Raw genomic sequence first — 17260 nt, 5'->3', positions numbered from 1 at the left:
GGACGCTTGGCACCGGTTCGCTAGTGTCGGACGGTGCCCCGGCCCGAGCTCAGCGTCCGCGAGATCTCCCCGAGCGACCACCTGGACCACCTCCGGAGTCGCCGCTCGGTGAGCTTCCTCCAGACCCCGGCGTGGGCGCGGGTGAAGTCGGAGTGGCGGCACGAGTCGATCGGCTTCTTCCGCGGCGGCGAACTGGTCGGCGCCGGCCTGGTGCTCTACCGGCAGCTGCCCCGCCTCAAGCGGTTCCTCGCCTACCTCCCGGAGGGTCCCGACCTCGACTGGGAGGACGAGGACCTCGCCGCCTGGCTGGTCCCGATGGCCGCCCACCTCAAGGCCCGCGGCGCGTTCGGCGTCCGCATGGGCCCGCCCGTCGTCGCCCGCCGCTGGGACGCGGCGACCGTCAAGGAGGGCATCGCCGACGAGGCGGTCCACCGTCTCGGCGACCTCGTCCCCACCGAGCGCACCCACCACGGCGCCCGCGTCGTCGCCCAGCTCACCGAGCTCGGCTGGCGGCCGCAGGCCGCCGCGGGCGGCTTCGCCGCGGGCCAGCCGCAGTACGTCTTCCAGGTCCCGCTCGCCGGGCGCGCCGAGGAGGACGTGCTCGCCGGCATGAACCAGCTGTGGCGCCGCAACATCAAGAAGGCCGCCAAGGAGGGCGTCGAGACCGCGTCGTACGGCGGTGCGGACATCGAGCCGGAGCTGAAGTCGTTCCACGACCTCTACGTCCACACCGCCGAGCGCGACCGCTTCACGCCGCGGCCGCTGTCCTACTTCCACACGATGGTCGACGCGCTCAGCAGCGAGGACCCCGACCGGATCCGGCTGCACACCGCCCGCCACGAGGGCACGCTCGTCGCGGCGACGATCGCGATCCGCGTCGGCGCCCACGCCTGGTACTCCTACGGCGCCTCCTCCACCGAGAAGCGGGAGGTCCGCGGCTCCAACGCCGTGCAGTGGGCGATGATCCGCGAGGCGATCGCCGCCGGCGCCGACGTCTACGACCTGCGCGGCATCACCGACACCCTCGCCTCCGACGACCCGCACCTGGGCCTGATCCAGTTCAAGGTCGGCACCGGCGGCGAGGCGGTCGAGTACGTCGGCGAGTGGGACCTGCCCCTCAACCGGCCGCTCTACAAGGCCTTCGAGCTCTACATGAAGAGGCGCGGATGAGCCTGGTCCTCACGGTGGACGGCGACCGCTGGCGCCGGCACCTGCGAGCGGTCGCGGACGGCGAGCCCGGCCTGGTCCCGGTCGCCAAGGGCAACGGCTACGGCTTGACGCTCGGGCGGCTGGCCCGCAAGGCCGGCTGGCTCGGCGTCGACACGCTCGCCGTCGGCACGTACGACGAGCTGCCGGAGGTCGTCCAGCGCTACGACGGCAGCCTGCTGGTCCTCACGCCGTGGCGCCCGTTCGGTGCGGCCCTCGAGACCGACCCGTCGCTCGCGAAGCGCGTCATCCACACGGTCAGCCGGGTCGAGGACCTCACCGACCTGCTCGACCGCCAGCCCGACGCCCGCTTCGTGCTCGAGCGCGCCACGAGCATGCTGCGCCACGGCATGACCGCCCGCGGGCTCTGGGCAGCCGCCCGCGAGGTCGCCGCCCGGCCGGGCGCGCGGATCGAGGGCGTGGCGCTGCACCTGCCGCTCGCGCACGGTGCCCACCTCACCGAGGTCCGGCGGCTGGTCAACGACGTGGTCGCGGCCGAGCTCGACCTGCGCACGATCTGGGTCAGCCACCTCAGCGCCGGCGAGCTCGCCGAGCTGCGCGCGGCGTACCCCGACCTCACCTTCCGCCCGCGCATCGGCACCGACCTCTGGCTCGGCGACCGCGGAGCGCTGCGGGTGACCGCCACCGTGCTCGACGCCCACGAGGTCGAGCGGGGCGACTCCTACGGCTACCGCCACCGCACCGCCCCGAAGGCGGGCCACATCCTGGTGGTCAGCGGCGGGACGGCGCACGGCATCGGGCTCGAGGCGCCGACCGGCGACGCGTCGATCAAGGCCCGCGCCGCGACGCTCGCCCGGGGAGGCCTCGACGCGGCCGGCTTCGTGCGCTCGCCGTTCTCCATCGACGGCAAGCAGCGGCTGTTCGCCGAGCCACCCCACATGCAGGCGTCGATGCTGTTCCTCCCGCACGGCGCACGGGTGCCGGCGGTCGGCGACGAGGTGGACGTGCGGGTGCGCTACACCGCGACGTCGTTCGACCGCATCGTGGTCGCCTGACGCTGCGTCTGCCGCACCGGGTCGTGCCGCGGGGCGCGGATGTCGCGCACCACCATCGCCACCAGGTAGAGCTCGCACGCGACCCGCAGCAGCGTGGCCACCCAGTAGAAGCCGGCGTCGCCGCCGGCCGCCGGCGCCAGGAAGCCACCGAGATACCACCAGACCGCGGCGAAGTAGAGCACCTCGCCGGCCTGCCAGATCAGCAGGTCCCGCCAGCGCGGCCGCGCGAGCACCGCGAGCGGCAGCAGCCACAGCACGTACTGCGGTGAGTACACCTTGTTGACCAGCAGGAAGCCGGCCACGACCAGGAAGCCGAGCTGGGCCAGCCGGGGTGTCGACGGCGAGGTCAGTCCGAGCGCCAGCACGCCGACGCACCAGAGGCCGAAGAACAGCCACGACCCGAGGTTGATCGTGTGCGGGTCGAACGCGAACGGGTGACCCGTGCGCTCCAACGCCTGCTGCACCACGAGCCAGACCGAGCCGAGGTCCGCGCCCCGGTCGGAGTTGAAGGTCCAGAAGACCTTCCACTCCTCCGGTCCGGCGAGGTACGCCGGGGCGTTGGCGGCCAGCCAGGCGCCGGCGGCGCCGAGGGCGGCCGTGGCGAACGTGCGGATCCGCCGCTGGCGCAGGCAGATCACCAGGATCCCGCCGAGCAGGAAGAGCGGGTAGAGCTTCACCGCCGTTCCCACGCCGATCAGAACCCCGGCGAGCAGCGGTCTCTCGCGGGCCCACGCCCAGAGCGCCCCGGCGACGAAGACCACGGCGACCAGGTCCCAGTTCACGAGGGCGGTGAGCAGCAGGGCCGGCGCGAGCGCGAACGCGGCGGCGTCCCAGGGGCGGCGCGGGTTCACGCCGGCCAGGAGCCAGACCGCGAGCAGCGTCAGCACCGCGAAGCCGAGCGCGTTGACGATCACGAACGCCCGCATCTCGCGCTTCACCTCGGCCGTGCCGGCGAAGCCGGACACCGGCATCCGGTAGCGCGCCTCCACGTCCGGCGACCCCGTCAGCCAGTGCGTCACGACCGCCGTGCCGTAGGCCCAGTAGGCGATGCCGACGGGGTACTCCATGACCTCGTAGCGGGCGCGCGTCTCGGTGTCGTCGCTGTAGGGCCAGCTCAGCTCGGCGAACCCGCGCCCGGTGTAGAGGTAGGGCAGGTCGGAGTAGCACATGTGGGAGTACCGGGCGTCGCCGTCCTGCCACGTGTCCTCGTAGCAGTGGGTCTTCTGCCACATCCCCAGGGCGAGGACGACCGCGGTCAGTGCCAGCACCACGCGCACCGGCGTCCACCAGGGGTGCCGCGCCGCGCGCGGGCCCGTCGGCCCGCCCACGCTTTCGCTCAGCGCGCCGACGACGGGGTCATCCGTGGTGGGATGGACCCAGTCGCCGCGCGCCGGCGGCATCAGGCAGCCCGGCCCGGCGTACGCCGCCGGCCGCGCCGGTCCCGGACGGCCCCGGCCTCGGCGGACTGGCTCGCCGTCTGCGACGGGGTCTGCGAGGGCGTCTCCGACGGGCTCGACGACTCGCAGCCGAGCACGCCGCACGGCTCCGACGGCTCCTCGGTCGGGGTCGGCGTCGGCGTCGGGGTCGGGGTCTGCGAGGGCGTGCTCGACGGCGTGCTCGACGGCGTCGGCCTCGCGGTCCTGGTGTTCGTCGGGGTGGGCGGGGCCGGCTCGTGGCCGGTCGACGGCGCCTCACCGTCGACGTACGCCGGCGGCGGGAAGTCCTCGACGTCCAGGCCCTCCATCGCCCGCGTCATCACGGCGGTCCAGGTCTGCGCGGGGTAGCTGCCGCCGAAGAACGGCTCGAGGTAGCCGTCGAGCGGCTCCGCGCCCTTGCCGCGGACGTAGACGACCGAGGTCGCCAGCTGCGGGGTGTAGCCGGTGAACCAGGACGACACCACGTCGCCGTTGTCGTTGGTCGAGGTGCCGGTCTTGCCGGCGGCCGGGCGACCGAGCTCGAGCGCGGCGGTGCCGGAGCCCGCCTGCACCACCTGCTGGAGCGCGTAGGAGACGTCGGCCGCGATGTCGGGATCGACGGCGTCGCGCGTCTGCACCTTGTGGCTGTAGAGCTGCGCGCCGTCGGCGTCCTCGATCTTCTCGATGACGTACGGCTGCGCGGCCTCGCCCTCGGCCGCCAGCGTCGCGTAGGCGTTGGCCATGTTGATCGGGCTCACCGTCGCGCTGCCCAGGGCGACGCCGATGTTCGGCTGGAGACCCGGGGTCTGGTCGGGGAAGCCGTGGACCTTCGAGGTGCGCTCGGCCGGCGGCAGGCCCATGTCCTCCATCGCCTCGAGGATCTTGTCGGGCCCGTCGTCCATGCCCAGCGCCATGTCGATGAACGCGGTGTTGATGGAGTCCTCGGTCGCCTTGATCATGCTGACCGTGCCGTAGCTGATGTTGCCCTGGTTCTCGACGTCGGAGCCGTCGGGCAGGATGTAGGGCGAGTTGCCGTCGAAGGTGTCCCTGAGCGAGAAGCCGTCGCGGATCGCGGCCACCAGCTCGAACGGCTTGAGCGTCGAGCCGCCCTGGCCGCCGGCGACCGCCCAGTTGATCTGCGACTGGAGGTAGTCCTGGCCGCCGTAGAAGCCGCGGACCGCGCCGGTGCCCGGCTCGACGCTGGCGACGCCGACGTGGAGCTCCTTGTCGCTGAGCCCCTCGGGCCGCGCCTCGGCGACGCCGGCCGCGGCGGCGGCCATGTCCTTCGCGGTGAACGTGGTGGTCACCCGGAGCCCGCCGCCGTCGATCTGCTGGTCGGTGTAGCCGAGGCGCTCGAGCTCGTCGCGGACCAGCGTGAGCATGTGGCCCTTCTGCCCGCCGTACCGGCTCTCCGCCTTGATGGGCGGGAACTTCGGCAGGCGGCGCTGGGCCTTCTCCGCCTGCTCGGCGGTGATGTAGTCGGCGCCGGCCATGCCGTTCAGCACGTAGTCGTAGCGCTCCTTGAGGTTCGCGCGCGCTTCCTTCCCGTTGTCCGGGTCGTAGCCCGACGGGTTGTTCAGGACGCTGGCGAGGACCGCGGACTCCTTGAGGCTGAGGTCCGAGACGTCCTTGTCGAAGTACGCCTCGGAGGCCGCCTGCACGCCGTACGCGCCGCGGCCGAAGTAGATCGTGTTGAGGTAGCCCTCGAGGATCTCGGACTTGCTCTGCTCGCGCTGCACCTTGAGCGAGAGGATCGCTTCCTTGATCTTGCGCTTGTAGGAGCGCTCCTGGGTCAGGTACAGGATCTTGACGTACTGCTGGGTGATCGTCGACGCGCCCTGCTGGGCGTTGCCCTGGGCGTTGCTGAACGCCGCGCGGACGATGCCCTTGGGGTCGATGCCCCTGTCGCTCCAGAAGCTGCGGTTCTCGGCGGCCACGACCGCGTTCTGGATGGTCTCGGGGATCTTGCCGAGCGGGACGAACGTGCGGTTCTGGACCGCGAAGTTGCCGACCTCGGTCTTGCCGTCGGCGTAGTAGACGAACGAGGTCTCGGTCTGGAAGTCCTCGTTCGCCTTCGGGATGTCGATCGCCCGGTAGAGCACGACGAAGACACCGACGGCGAGCAGCACCAGCACCAGGCCGGTGACGCCCAGCCACTTCACGACCCGCAGCACCTTCTGCTTGCGCGTGCGTGGAGGCCGCTTCGCAGCACTCTTCTTCACTGCGGGGCCACTGGCCCTCCGCTTACCGCTCACGAGGCTGGCTCCGGGGTCGGGGTCGAGATCCTCGTCAGGGTACGGGGATCGTCCACAGCCTCCCAACACGTGGTCCGCGTGCCCTCGGACACGTCGGTCCGCGCATCCCGACAGGTCCACGGTTCGCAACGCGCGGATATATCGCTACGATAGGTCGTATGGCACGTCGTGCGGAGACCATCGAGCTGGCAGTCCTCGGGCTGCTGCACGAGGCGCCGATGCACGGCTACGAGCTCCGGAAGCGGCTGAACCTCATGCTCGGATGGGGTCGGGTCCTCTCCTACGGATCGCTCTACCCCACCCTGAAGAAGATGCTCCGGGCGTCCCTCATCGAGGAGACGATGAGCACGAAGACCCCGGGCACCCCGGTGTCCAAGCGCCCCCGGATCACCTACCAGGTCACCGAGGCGGGCACGCGCGAGTTCGAGCGCCTCATGTCGGAGGTCGGTCCCACCGCGTGGGAGGACGACAACTTCGACATCCGCTTCGCCTTCTTCTCCTCGACCGACATGGAGATCCGGCTCCGGGTGCTCGAGGGGCGGCGGACCCGCCTCCAGGAGCGCCTCGACCGGGTCCAGAGCCAGCTGTCGATGACGCAGAAGGAGGTCGACCGGTACGCCGCGGAGCTCCAGCGCCACGGCGTCGAGTCGGTCGAACGCGAGGTCCGGTGGCTCTCGGACCTCATCAACGCCGAGCGCAGCGGAGAGCACGACCGCGTGGCCCCTCCGCCGGAGGGCGACACCACCAGCAGCGGCCAGCAGGCCACCCCTCAGAAGTAGTCGTAGAAGACAAGGAAAGGGATCCCTCATGGGTTCGGTACGAGTGGCAATCGTGGGAGTGGGCAACTGCGCCACCTCCCTGATCCAGGGCGTGCACTACTACAAGGACGCCGACCCCTCGGGCACCGTCCCGGGTCTCATGCACGTCACCTTCGGCGACTACCACGTCTCCGACGTGCAGTTCGTCGCGGCGTTCGACGTCGACGACAAGAAGGTCGGCAAGGACCTCTCCGAGGCGATCAACGCCTCCGAGAACAACACCATCAAGATCTGCGACGTGCCGACCCTCGGCATCGAGGTGCAGCGCGGCCACACGCTCGACGGCCTCGGCAAGTACTACCGCGAGACCATCGAGGAGTCGGCGGCCGACCCGGTCGACATCGTCTCGGTCCTCAAGGAGACCGGCGCCGACGTCCTCGTGTCCTACCTCCCGGTGGGCTCCGAGGAGGCCGACAAGTTCTACGCGCAGTGCGCGATCGACGCGGGCGTCGCGTTCGTCAACGCCCTCCCGGTCTTCATCGCCTCCGACCCCGTATGGGCGAAGAAGTTCGAGGACGCCGGCGTCCCGATCGTCGGCGACGACATCAAGTCGCAGGTCGGCGCCACCATCACCCACCGCGTGATGGCCCGCCTGTTCGAGGACCGTGGCGTGACGCTGGACCGCACCTACCAACTCAACGTCGGCGGCAACATGGACTTCAAGAACATGCTCGAGCGCGAGCGCCTGGAGTCCAAGAAGGTCTCCAAGACCCAGGCCGTCACCTCGAACCTCAACGGCGAGCTCGCCGGCAAGGTCTACGACAAGAACGTGCACATCGGCCCGTCCGACTACGTCGCGTGGCTCGACGACCGCAAGTGGGCCTACGTCCGCCTCGAGGGCCGCGCCTTCGGTGACGTCCCGCTGAACCTCGAGTACAAGCTCGAGGTCTGGGACTCCCCGAACTCCGCCGGCATCATCATCGACGCGATCCGCGCCGCGAAGATCGCCAAGGACCGCGGCATCGGCGGCCCGATCATCTCCGCCTCGTCGTACCTGATGAAGTCGCCCCCGGTGCAGCTCCCCGACGACGAGGGCCGCCGCCGCGTGGAGGCCTTCATCCGCGGCGAGGAGTGACCTGCCCCTGATGGGCCTCGGCTGACGCCGAGACCGTCGAGACACGAACGGCCCCTGGGACCTGGTCCTGGGGGCCGTTTCTGGTGTCTCGACGCAGCCACGAGATCGTCGCCCGAACGGCGCAATTGCGCCGCAAGCGCAGTCCGACCCGCGCCCGAGCCGCCCAAACCGCGCAATTGCGCCGAAAGGCCGGCAGCCGGCCCCGCCCACCCCGGGCTGGCACGACCCGTCAGGTCCAGACCGGTCGGTGGACGTGGTCTGTCTGTTGCGGGCGGGGGGGAACGCGACGTAACCAGCGCGACCGGTCGGTCGTTGCAGACCCAACGTGTCGTCACCCGCGACCCATTTCGGAGATCAGGTCCATCCATGACCAAGCGCACCACCGCCCTTCTCGCCGCTCTCGCCACCGGCCTCACCACCGGTCTCGTCGCTCTCACCGCGACACCCGCCGCCACCGCGGCCCCCACCGCGGCCCCCACCGCGGCCACCGCGGCCACCACCGCCCCGCTCGCACGGGTCGCCCCGGCGGCACCCGCGGTGAGCACCGTCGACGTCGGCGGCCTCCAGGTCGAGAACAGCTTCGTGTCCTCGGTCGGCTGGGTGAAGCCCGGCGACGAGTACCCCTCGCGGATCATCGTCAGCAACACCACCGACCTCCCGGTGGCCGGCGCCACGGTGACGGTCACCGCGCCCGAGGGTTCGACGATCGTCGACGCCGGCTCCGGCGCGGTCGTCAACGGCAGCGGCGACCAGGTGACCTGGGCGGTCCCGACGGTGCCCGCCAAGCAGACCACCACGCTGGTGCTCGAGAGCATCGCCGACACGACGGAGCAGAACCCGGAGATCGTCTGGCGCGACATCTCGACCACCGCCGACATCACCGTCGCGGGTACGACGAAGTCGGCCACCAGCCACGGGCCGAAGGTGATCCCGCCGTCCGGCGTCTACGACACCGCGCGCTACGGCGACCGGCCGTTCCCGGTCGTCCCGGTCCAGTACCGGGACCGCGCCTACCAGGCCGGCCACAGCGGCGACTCGCTCGAGTCGGTCATCAACGACCCGGCCAACCCGGGCTCGACGTACAACCTCTTCCAGGAGATGTCGCTGGGCCAGCTCTTCCCCGACGGCACGGTCCCGTCCGTCGGCATCGCGAGCAGGGACTTCACCTACGCCCCGGGCTTCCCGTTCACCCAGATCGAGCCCGGCCAGACCTGCGCGGGCATGACCCAGACGGCCGGCGTCCCCGCACCCGGCACGGTCGGCGGCGCCGCGTACACCCAACGGATCACCAACGGCGTCTACAACCTGCCCGGCAACACCGGCTACTACGGCTCCGACGCGAACGGCTCCGCGATCATCGGAGCCGTCGGGGGTGTCGGGGCGCTCCAGAACATCGACTCCGGCTGCGGCTCGGCGGGCAAGCTGGTCTACGACGCCGCCGCGATCGCGGACCCGGAGATCGACTACTCCGACTACGACACCGACAAGGACGGCATCGTCGACTTCTTCATGGCCGTCTTCGCCGGCTGCGGCGGCAACGGCTCCTCGCAGCTGTCGGTCGTGGGCTGTGACTACCCCGATGCGTCGTACGACAACGTCTGGCCGCACTCCTCGTCGCTCGAGTACTACTACTCCGACCCGGTGACCGGCCTGCCCGGCTTCACGACCGACGACCAGCTCAAGGACCTCGAGGGCCGGCCGCTCTGGTACGAGGACGACACCTACTCCGACATGACGACCACCGACAAGGGCGACGCGCTCAAGGTGCTCGTGCGGGTCGGCCCCTACAACGTGAACCCCGAGACCGCCATCGACAAGGCCTCGGTCATCTCGCACGAGTATGGCCACTCGCTCGGCCTGCCGGACTTCTACTCCACCGGCAACCGCGACACCTACGGCGACTGGAACCTGATGGCGACCGACAAGTCGCAGAACATGGACGCCTTCTCCCGCCAGGAGCTCGGCTGGGTCGTTCCGCAGGTGCTCGCTCCCGGCCAGTCCAGGACCGTCACCGGCATGACCGACTCCAAGGAGGACATCGGCACCATCACCTGGCAGCGCCCGGACGGTACGCCGTACACGCTGACCAACGGCCCGGACGGCACGGTGCACAACTCCCAGATGTTCGTCGCGAAGCTCCCCGGCCGGCAGCTCCTGGACCCGGCGGTGTTCGAGCTCGGCGACAAGGCCTCGAAGACCCACGCGTGGTGGTCGGGCTCGGGCAATGACTTCGGCTGCGCGCCGAACGCCGGCCACAACCTGGATCTGTCGATCCCGGCGCTGACGAGCCTGCCCGCCGGGAGCACGGTCAAGCTGTCCTTCAAGTCCAACTGGGACATCGAGTGGGACTACGACTACGGCTACGTGCTGACGACCACGGACGGCGGCAAGACCTACACCTCCCACGCGTCGGAGAACGGGTACACCACCTCGAACACCGACCCGCTCGCGGGAAACCCCAACCAGAACGCCTGCCAGACCGAGTACGACAACGGGCTCACCGGCTCCAGCGGGTCGTACGAGGCGGGCACGGAGGCCAGCGACCGCAAGCTCAGCGAGTACCCGCCTGCGGTGTTCCTGACCGACAGCTACGACATCAGCGACCTCGCGGGCAAGCCGAACGGCGCTCTCCGGTTCAGCTACGCCACCGACCCGGGCCTGGCCCGGCCGGGCTGGTTCATCGACGACGTCACCGTCACCGCGACGACGCCGTCCGGTGAGAGGGTGCTGCTGAAGACGGACTTCGAGACCGACGGGGGCCCCGACGACGCCCGGGTGTTCAACGGCGGCTGCCGCGAGGATCTCACCACCGCCCAGCGGTGCACGCAGGGCTGGAAGTTCCTCGAGGCGGGTGCGGAGTCCGAGCAGGACCACGCCTACTACCTGGAGCTGCGGGACCGGTCCGGCTTCGACCTCGACGGCCACGGCCAGATCGACCGCGACCCGATCGGCTTCGAGCCCGGCCTGTACCTCTCCTACACCGACGAGGCGCACGGCTACGGCAACGCCGGCACGGACGACCCGCCGGCGCAGTCGCCGCTCGACTCCACCCCGCAGCCGGGCTCGTCGTCGCCGAACCTCAACGACGCCGCGTTCAACGCGTCGGCCGCGCGCTCGTCGTACTCCGACGCGAAGGCCAAGCCGCACGTCGACAACTACTCAGACCCGGGCTCGGCGTCCGGCAACTGGGAGTTCGGCTACGACTGCCTCGGCTTCAAGGTGCAGTCGATGTCGGGCAACACCAACGGACCGGCGACGTCCAACGGCGACCTGACCGGCACGGTCGCGTTCACGATGGGCTCCGGCTGTGGCGCCTTCGACTACGGCTACGTCCCGGTGACGGCCCCGCAGAACACGGCGCCCACGGCGAAAGCGGCGGCCACGCCGAGGAACGCCCGGGTCGGTCAGCGCGTGACGCTCGACGCCGGTGGCAGCAGCGACGCCGAGACGCCCGGCGACCTCGACTACAGCTGGGACTTCGGCGACGGCGGCAGCACCAAGGACGCCGCCGGCAAGGTCGTGCGGCACCGCTTCGACAAGCCCGGGACGTACGACGTGACCGTGCTCGTCACGGATCCGTCGGGCGTGACCGACACCGACAGTGTCGAGGTCACCGTGGCCAAGGGTGACGACCCGACGCCGACGAAGCGGCGGACGGTCGCCTGCGAGAGCGACCGGGTCGCCAAGCACGGCAGCTGGCGCGAGGTGCGCAGCTACTGCGACAACCTCGGGACGGGTCGGGGCAAGGACACCATGACGCTGACGACCGCCGGGCCGCGGCTGGAGCTCTTCTTCGGGAAGGCCGAGGGCGGCGGCAAGGCCCGCCTCCTCGTCGACGGCGAGCGGGTCGCGACGATCAGCTTCGACGGTGCGAAGAAGAGGGTGACGCTCGGTCACCTCAAGGTCGTCAAGGGCCTCGGCGCCGGCGAGCACGTGGTGCGGCTGGTCGTGGTGAAGGGCCGGGCCTACGTCGACCGGTTCCGCTTCAAGGCCTGACCGGACCCGGCGCGGTCTCCCCGGAGACCGCGCCGGGTAGGCCGGTCCGGTGACGCGGCTAGGCCCGCAGGCGTCAGCGCGACGCCCACCAGTCGCGCAGCGCGCGCTCGGCCGCCTCGGGCTCCTGGGGCCCGTGGTCCATCCGCAGCTCCAGCAGGAACTGGTAGGCCTGCCCGACCTCCCGGCCCGGGCCGATGCCGAGGATCGCCATGATCTGGTTGCCGTCCAGGTCCGGGCGGATCGCGTCGAGCTCCTCCTGCTCCGACAGCCGGGCGATGCGCGCCTCGAGGTCGTCGTACGTCCGCTGGAGCCGGTCGGCCTTGCGCCGGTTGCGCGTGGTCGAGTCGGCGCGGGTCAGCACGTGCAGGCGGGCCAGCTGGTCGCCGGCGTCGCGGACGTAGCGGCGGACGGCGGAGTCGGTCCACTCGCCCGTGCCGTAGCCGTGGAAGCGCAGGTGCAGCTCCACGAGCTTGCCGACGGCCTCGATCTCGTCGTTGGAGAAGCGCAGCGCCTTCATCCGCTTGCGGGTCATCTTCGCGCCCACCACGTCGTGGTGGTGGAAGGTGACCGTGCCGTCGTCGAGGAACTTCCGGGTGCGCGGCTTGCCGACGTCGTGCATGAGCGCCGCGAACCGGGCCACGAAGTCAGGGCTCTCCAGCCGGCCGGGCTCGAGGTCGATGGCCTGCTCGAGCACCGTGAGCGTGTGCTCGTAGACGTCCTTGTGCCGGTGGTGCTCGTCGCGCTCGAGCTTGAGCGTCGGCAGCTCGGGCAGCACCAGGTCGGCGAGCCCGGTGTCGACGAGGAGCGCCAGCCCCAGGCGGGGGTACGGCGCGCAGACGAGCTTCACCAGCTCGTCCCGGACGCGCTCGGCCGAGATGATCTCGATCCGGTCGGCCATCGCGGTCATCGCCGCGACCACCTCCGGGGCGACGGTGAAGCCGAGCTGCGCGGCGAACCGAGCCGCGCGCATCATCCGCAGCGGGTCGTCGGAGAAGGAGTCCTCCGGCCGGCCCGGCGTGCGCAGCACGCCGTGCGCGAGGTCGACGATCCCGCCGTACGGGTCCTCGAGCGCGCGACCGGGGAGCGCCACCGCCATCGCGTTGACGGTGAAGTCGCGGCGACCGAGGTCGCCGGCCAGACTGTCGCCGTAGGCGACCTCGGGCTTGCGGGAGTCGGGGTCGTAGGACTCCGATCGGTAGGTCGTGATCTCGACCTGCCACTCGCCCTTGCGGCAGCCGATGGTGCCGAACTGGCGGCCCATGTCCCAGATCGCGTCCGCCCAGCCCTTGAGCAGCGCCTCGGTGACGTCGGGGTGCGCCGACGTCGTCAGGTCGAGGTCGTTGTGCTGGCGCCCGAGCATCGCGTCGCGGACCGGACCCCCCACCAGCGCGAGCTCGTGGCCGGCGTCGGCGAAGCGGCGACCGAGCTCGTCGATGACCGGCGCGATCCGGTCGAGCTCGACGGCCACGGCACGCTGGGCGTCGGCCATGTTGAGCGGCTGGGGAGGAGCGTCTGACACGGGCGGTCAGTTTAGTGGTGTCGGGGCGGGCCGCCGATTCGGCACCGATGGCTTAAGTAGAGTCGGCGCGTGGTCCGTCCGGTGTCGCTGCTGCCTGCGCTCGTGGTGGTGGCGACCTGTCTCGGCGGGCTCGTGGCGCCGGCCGAGGCCCGGGCGCCGCGCCCGCGCGCCATCGAGGACACCCCGCTCACGGTGACGATCGAGAACCTCACCCCGACCGCGATCCCGAAGAAGGGCCCGATCCGGGTCTCGGGCACGGTCACCAACCAGGACGACGAGACCTGGACGTCGATCAACCTCTACGCCTTCCAGTCCGCCGTGCCGATGACGACTGCCGAGGAGCTCGCCGCCGCCGCGGAGACCCCGCCGGAGGACCAGGTCGGCGAGCGGATCACGGACATCGGCACCTACGACACCATCGAGGAGCTCGCGCCGGGCCAGACGTTGTCCTACGCCCTCACCGTGCCGCGGTCGGAGATCCTCGCGTCCGATCCGGGCGTCTACTGGTTCGGCGTCCATGCGCTCGGGTCGAGCGTCGAGGGCGGCGACAGCTTCGCCGACGGCCGGGCGCGCACCTTCCTGCCGCTGGTGCCGCCGAAGACGAAGAAGGCCGTCGACACGACGCTGGTGATCCCGATCCGGCACCACGTGGCGCACGCGTCCGACGGCTCGATCGCCGACGTGCGCCTGTGGACGCGCGCGCTGCGACGCGGTGCGCTGAGCGCCCTGGTGGACCTCGGTGCCACCGCCGGTGCCCGGCCGGTGAGCTGGCTGGTCGACCCGGCCGTCGTCGACGCCGTACGCCGCCTGGCCGACGGCAACCCGCCGCGCTCGCTCGGCCCGACGGTCACCGGGGATGGCACCGACGGCACCGACGGCACCGACGGCACGGAGGAGACCGGGTCGCCCAGCCCCTCGCCGACCGAGGGCGACGAGAACGGCGACGAGGACGGCGACGACGCGGAGGGCAGCGAGGACGGCACGGAGGACGGCACGGAGGAGGAGCCCGACCCGCGCACGGTCGCGGCCGCCGCGGCGGCGACCGCGTGGCTCGACCGGCTGCACGACGCGCTCCTCGGCCAGGAGATCCTGACGCTGCCCTACGGCGACCTCGACGTCGCGGCCGCCGCCGACCACGACCCGGATGCCTACCGGGAGGCGCGCAAGCGGTCCTCGGGCGACCTCGCCCCCTGGGGCCTCGCGACCTCGCCGGCGGTCGCGCCGCCGAGCGGCTACCTCGACGCCGCCGGGATCCGGCAGACCGAGTCCGGCACCACCACGATCATCACCGACCGGATGTACGGCGAGGACGCCCCCTCGATCGTCACCACCGAGGGCCGCTCGCTCCTCCTGGCGTCCTCCGGCGCCGCGAGCGGGGGTCCCGGCCCCGACGACCCCTTCTCCCCCGTCGCCGTCCGCCAGCGGATCGCGAGCGAGGCCGCGGTGCGGCTGCTCGCGCCGGGCCGGTCGCCGTTGTTCGTCGCGTTCCCGTCGACCTGGTCGCCCCAGGCCGACAGCGACTTCTTCAGCGGCTTGGACGACCTCGGGTGGTTGAATCTGACGACGATCGACGACGCCTCCTCGCTGCTGGGCACGGAGGTGCCCGTCGGGAGGCTCGACTATCCCGAGGAGCAGGCGGAGCTCGAGCTCGACGCCGGGACGTTCGCCGCGGCCCAGGACCTGATCGACGCCGGCGGGACCCTCCAGAACCTGCTCACGCTCAACGACCAGGTCGGCGGCGAGGTGCGCGACGAGGCGCTCACCGACCTCTCCTACGCCAACCGGACCGACCCGTTCGGCGCGGCGGCCGACGCCAGCCGCTCCCGCGGCTGGATCGAGTCCCGACTGCACGCCGTGCGGATCGACGCTCCGAGGGCCGTGATCCTCTCCAGCGGCAGCGGCCGGTTCGCGGCCACCGTGACCAACGACCTCGACCAGCCGGTGAGCGTGAAGATCCGGGCGGTCGCCGACGCGCCGTTGAACGTCGACGTGCCGGCCGAGACCATCGAGCTCGGACCGGGGCCGAACAGCCAGAGCACCGTGCTGCTCAACGCATCCTCGCCCCTGAGCGGCGTCCGGAACCTCACCCTGCGGCTGACCGACGTCGACGACGTCGAGATCGGGTCGTACGACGACCTGCCGATCCGGTCGAACCGGGTGAGCAACGTGATCTGGCTGATCATGGGAACCGGGGTCGCGCTGCTCTTCGGCGCGATCGCGGTCCGCCTCGTCCGCCGGGTCCGCACGGCGAGGCGGGGCGCATGACCGAGGAGACCGGCACCGGACGGGAGACCGAGCAGCAGCGCGTCCTCGCGAACAGCGCGGTGATGGCGGCCGGCACGGTCGTGTCGCGGATGAGCGGGTTCGTCCGGTCCGCGCTGCTCGCCGTCGCGCTGGGCGCCTCGCTCCACGCGGACCTGTTCAACATCGCGAACACGATCCCGAACATGCTCTACATCCTGCTGGCGGGCGGCGTGTTCAACGCGGTGCTCGTGCCGCAGCTGGTGCGGTCGATGCGCAACGACGCCGACGGCGGCGACGCCTACCTGAGCCGGGTCGTCACGCTGGCCGCGCTGTTCCTCGGCACGGTCACCGTGCTGCTCATCGTCGCGGCGCCGTGGGTGATGGACCTCTTCCTCTCCCCCGACTACGACGACCCGAGCCTCGCCGAGCAGCGCCAGTCGATCATCGACTTCGCGCGGCTCTGCCTCCCACAGGTCTTCTTCTACGGGATGTTCGTGCTGGTCGGGCAGGTGCTCAACGCCCGCCGCCGGTTCGGCCCGATGATGTGGGCGCCGATCGCCAACAACGTGATCTCGGTCGGCGTCCTCGTCGTCTACCTGTTCGTGTTCGGGCCGGCCGAGGGCGAGGAGGTCCTCGGCGCCTTCACCCCGGGCCAGGAGCTGCTGCTCGGCCTCGGCGCGACGCTGGGCATCTTCGCCCAGCTCGCGGTGCTGGTGCCCTACCTCCGTGCCGCCGGCGTGCGCTACCGCCCGCGCTTCGACTTCCGGCACACCGGCCTCGGCCACACCCTGCGCCTGGCCGTGTGGACCGTGCTCTTCGTCATCGTCAACCAGGTGGCGTACAGCTTCGTCGTCCGACTCGCGTCCGGCGGCCCCGCGTCGTCGGACGACGGCACCGGCTACACCGTCTACGCCTACACGTTCCTCATCATGATGGTCCCGCACTCGATCGTGACGGTGTCGCTGGCGACCGCGATCCTGCCGCACCTCTCCGAGCGCGGCGCCGAGGGCGACCGCGCCGGCATGGCCCGGACCCTGTCGGAGACCCTGCGCACGGCCCTGGCCGTCGTCCTTCCCTTCGCGTTGCTGCTGCCGGTGGTCGCGCTCGACCTGTCCCACGTCATCTGGGGCTTCACCGGCGCGGCCGCCGAGACCTTCGACCACTACGCCCCGTCGCTCTCGCTGTTCGGCATCGGCCTGGTGTTCTTCACCGTGCACTACCTGATGCTCCGCGGCTTCTACGCCCTCGAGCTCACGCGCACGGTCTTCTGGATCCAGTGCGCCGTCGCCGGCACCAACATCGCCGCGGCCCTGCTCCTGGTCCGCGCGGCCACCGCCGCGCAGACCTCGCCGGCGCTGGTGCTCGCCTACGGCGCGTCGTACCTCGTCGGCTCGGCGATCTCCTACGCCGTGCTCCGGCGTCTCCTCGGCGGCCTGCGCACCCCGACCCTCGTGCGCTTCCTGGTGCGGATGCTTCTCGCGGCCGTGGCGGCGACCGCGGCGGCGGCCGGCACGACGTACCTCCTCGACCTGCTCGACGACGACCCCGGCTGGCTCCTCGCCGCCGTCCGGGTGGGCGTGGTCGGGCTCGTGGACGTGGTCGTGCTGCTCGCGATGGCCCGGCTGCTGCGCATCCGCGAGGTCACGTCGGTGGTCGAGACCATCACTCGCCGCGTGCCCGTCCTCCGTCGCCGGTAGATCGCGCCCTACGATGGGC

Annotated in this window: 10 protein-coding genes; 7 read left to right on the top strand and 3 right to left on the bottom strand. The window is 71.3% G+C overall.

Features of this window, described 5'->3' with window-relative positions; all coding sequences use genetic code 11:
- Nucleotides 1–33: 33 nt before the first annotated feature.
- Entirely contained in the window at nucleotides 34–1170 is a 1137-nt protein-coding gene (locus tag ACYQ0U_RS05105) for a lipid II:glycine glycyltransferase FemX (protein WP_459970104.1), read from the top strand.
- On the top strand, nucleotides 1167–2222 hold the full coding sequence (locus ACYQ0U_RS05100) for an alanine racemase (RefSeq protein ID WP_459970102.1): 1056 nt from the start codon (nucleotides 1167–1169) through the stop codon (nucleotides 2220–2222). Before ACYQ0U_RS05105 ends, ACYQ0U_RS05100 begins: the two co-directional genes overlap by 4 nt.
- On the opposite strand, the gene ACYQ0U_RS05095 is transcribed toward ACYQ0U_RS05100, so the two are convergent.
- Complete coding sequence (locus ACYQ0U_RS05095; protein WP_459970100.1) at nucleotides 2183–3622, bottom strand: glycosyltransferase family 87 protein; 1440 nt, start codon at nucleotides 3620–3622, stop codon at nucleotides 2183–2185. The genes ACYQ0U_RS05100 and ACYQ0U_RS05095 overlap by 40 nt on opposite strands.
- Nucleotides 3622–5859, bottom strand: a complete 2238-nt coding sequence (locus tag ACYQ0U_RS05090) for a transglycosylase domain-containing protein (protein ID WP_459970097.1) — start codon at nucleotides 5857–5859, stop codon at nucleotides 3622–3624. The genes ACYQ0U_RS05095 and ACYQ0U_RS05090 overlap by 1 nt, the downstream gene beginning before the upstream one ends.
- Before the next feature lie 191 nt (nucleotides 5860–6050).
- On the opposite strand from ACYQ0U_RS05090, the gene ACYQ0U_RS05085 reads away from it, so the two are divergent.
- From ACYQ0U_RS05085 to ACYQ0U_RS05075, 3 genes are all read left to right on the top strand, one after another.
- Nucleotides 6051–6671 (top strand): PadR family transcriptional regulator, encoded by a 621-nt coding sequence (locus ACYQ0U_RS05085; RefSeq protein ID WP_459970095.1) that lies wholly within the window; start codon nucleotides 6051–6053, stop codon nucleotides 6669–6671.
- Nucleotides 6672–6699: 28 nt separating this feature from the next.
- Complete coding sequence (locus ACYQ0U_RS05080; RefSeq protein ID WP_459970093.1) at nucleotides 6700–7785, top strand: inositol-3-phosphate synthase; 1086 nt, start codon at nucleotides 6700–6702, stop codon at nucleotides 7783–7785.
- 366 nt (nucleotides 7786–8151) lie between these two features.
- A complete protein-coding gene (locus ACYQ0U_RS05075) occupies nucleotides 8152–11781 on the top strand; it encodes a PKD domain-containing protein (RefSeq protein ID WP_459970091.1) in 3630 nt (1209 codons plus the stop codon).
- Nucleotides 11782–11854: 73 nt separating this feature from the next.
- Here the strand turns inward: ACYQ0U_RS05075 and ACYQ0U_RS05070 are convergent, their stop codons facing one another.
- Nucleotides 11855–13270: a CCA tRNA nucleotidyltransferase gene (locus ACYQ0U_RS05070; RefSeq protein WP_459970440.1), complete on the bottom strand. Its 1416-nt coding sequence runs from the start codon at nucleotides 13268–13270 to the stop codon at nucleotides 11855–11857.
- Between the two features lie 99 nt (nucleotides 13271–13369).
- Between ACYQ0U_RS05070 and ACYQ0U_RS05065 the strand changes: the two genes are divergently transcribed.
- Both ACYQ0U_RS05065 and murJ read left to right on the top strand, forming a co-directional pair.
- Nucleotides 13370–15565 carry a DUF6049 family protein gene (locus ACYQ0U_RS05065; protein ID WP_459970089.1) on the top strand — a complete coding sequence of 732 codons (2196 nt, stop codon included), beginning with the start codon at nucleotides 13370–13372 and terminating at the stop codon, nucleotides 15563–15565.
- Nucleotides 15562–17241 (top strand): murein biosynthesis integral membrane protein MurJ, encoded by a 1680-nt coding sequence (gene murJ, locus ACYQ0U_RS05060; protein ID WP_459970087.1) that lies wholly within the window; start codon nucleotides 15562–15564, stop codon nucleotides 17239–17241. Before ACYQ0U_RS05065 ends, murJ begins: the two co-directional genes overlap by 4 nt.
- Nucleotides 17242–17260: the final 19 nt, after the last annotated feature.

Source organism: Nocardioides pyridinolyticus, assembly GCF_054653575.1.
The sequence above is the reverse complement of the archived record's forward strand: the minus strand, read 5'-3'. Positions and strand labels throughout refer to the sequence as shown.

Coding starts and splice junctions, on each gene's coding strand:
- ACYQ0U_RS05100 (WP_459970102.1), top strand. CDS start 1,167: ATGAGCCTGGTCCTCACGGTGGACGGCGACCGCTGGCGCCGGCACCTG.
- ACYQ0U_RS05075 (WP_459970091.1), top strand. CDS start 8,152: ATGACCAAGCGCACCACCGCCCTTCTCGCCGCTCTCGCCACCGGCCTC.
- ACYQ0U_RS05085 (WP_459970095.1), top strand. CDS start 6,051: ATGGCACGTCGTGCGGAGACCATCGAGCTGGCAGTCCTCGGGCTGCTG.
- ACYQ0U_RS05080 (WP_459970093.1), top strand. CDS start 6,700: ATGGGTTCGGTACGAGTGGCAATCGTGGGAGTGGGCAACTGCGCCACC.
- ACYQ0U_RS05070 (WP_459970440.1), bottom strand. CDS start 13,270: ATGGCCGACGCCCAGCGTGCCGTGGCCGTCGAGCTCGACCGGATCGCG.
- ACYQ0U_RS05095 (WP_459970100.1), bottom strand. CDS start 3,622: ATGCCGCCGGCGCGCGGCGACTGGGTCCATCCCACCACGGATGACCCC.
- murJ (WP_459970087.1), top strand. CDS start 15,562: ATGACCGAGGAGACCGGCACCGGACGGGAGACCGAGCAGCAGCGCGTC.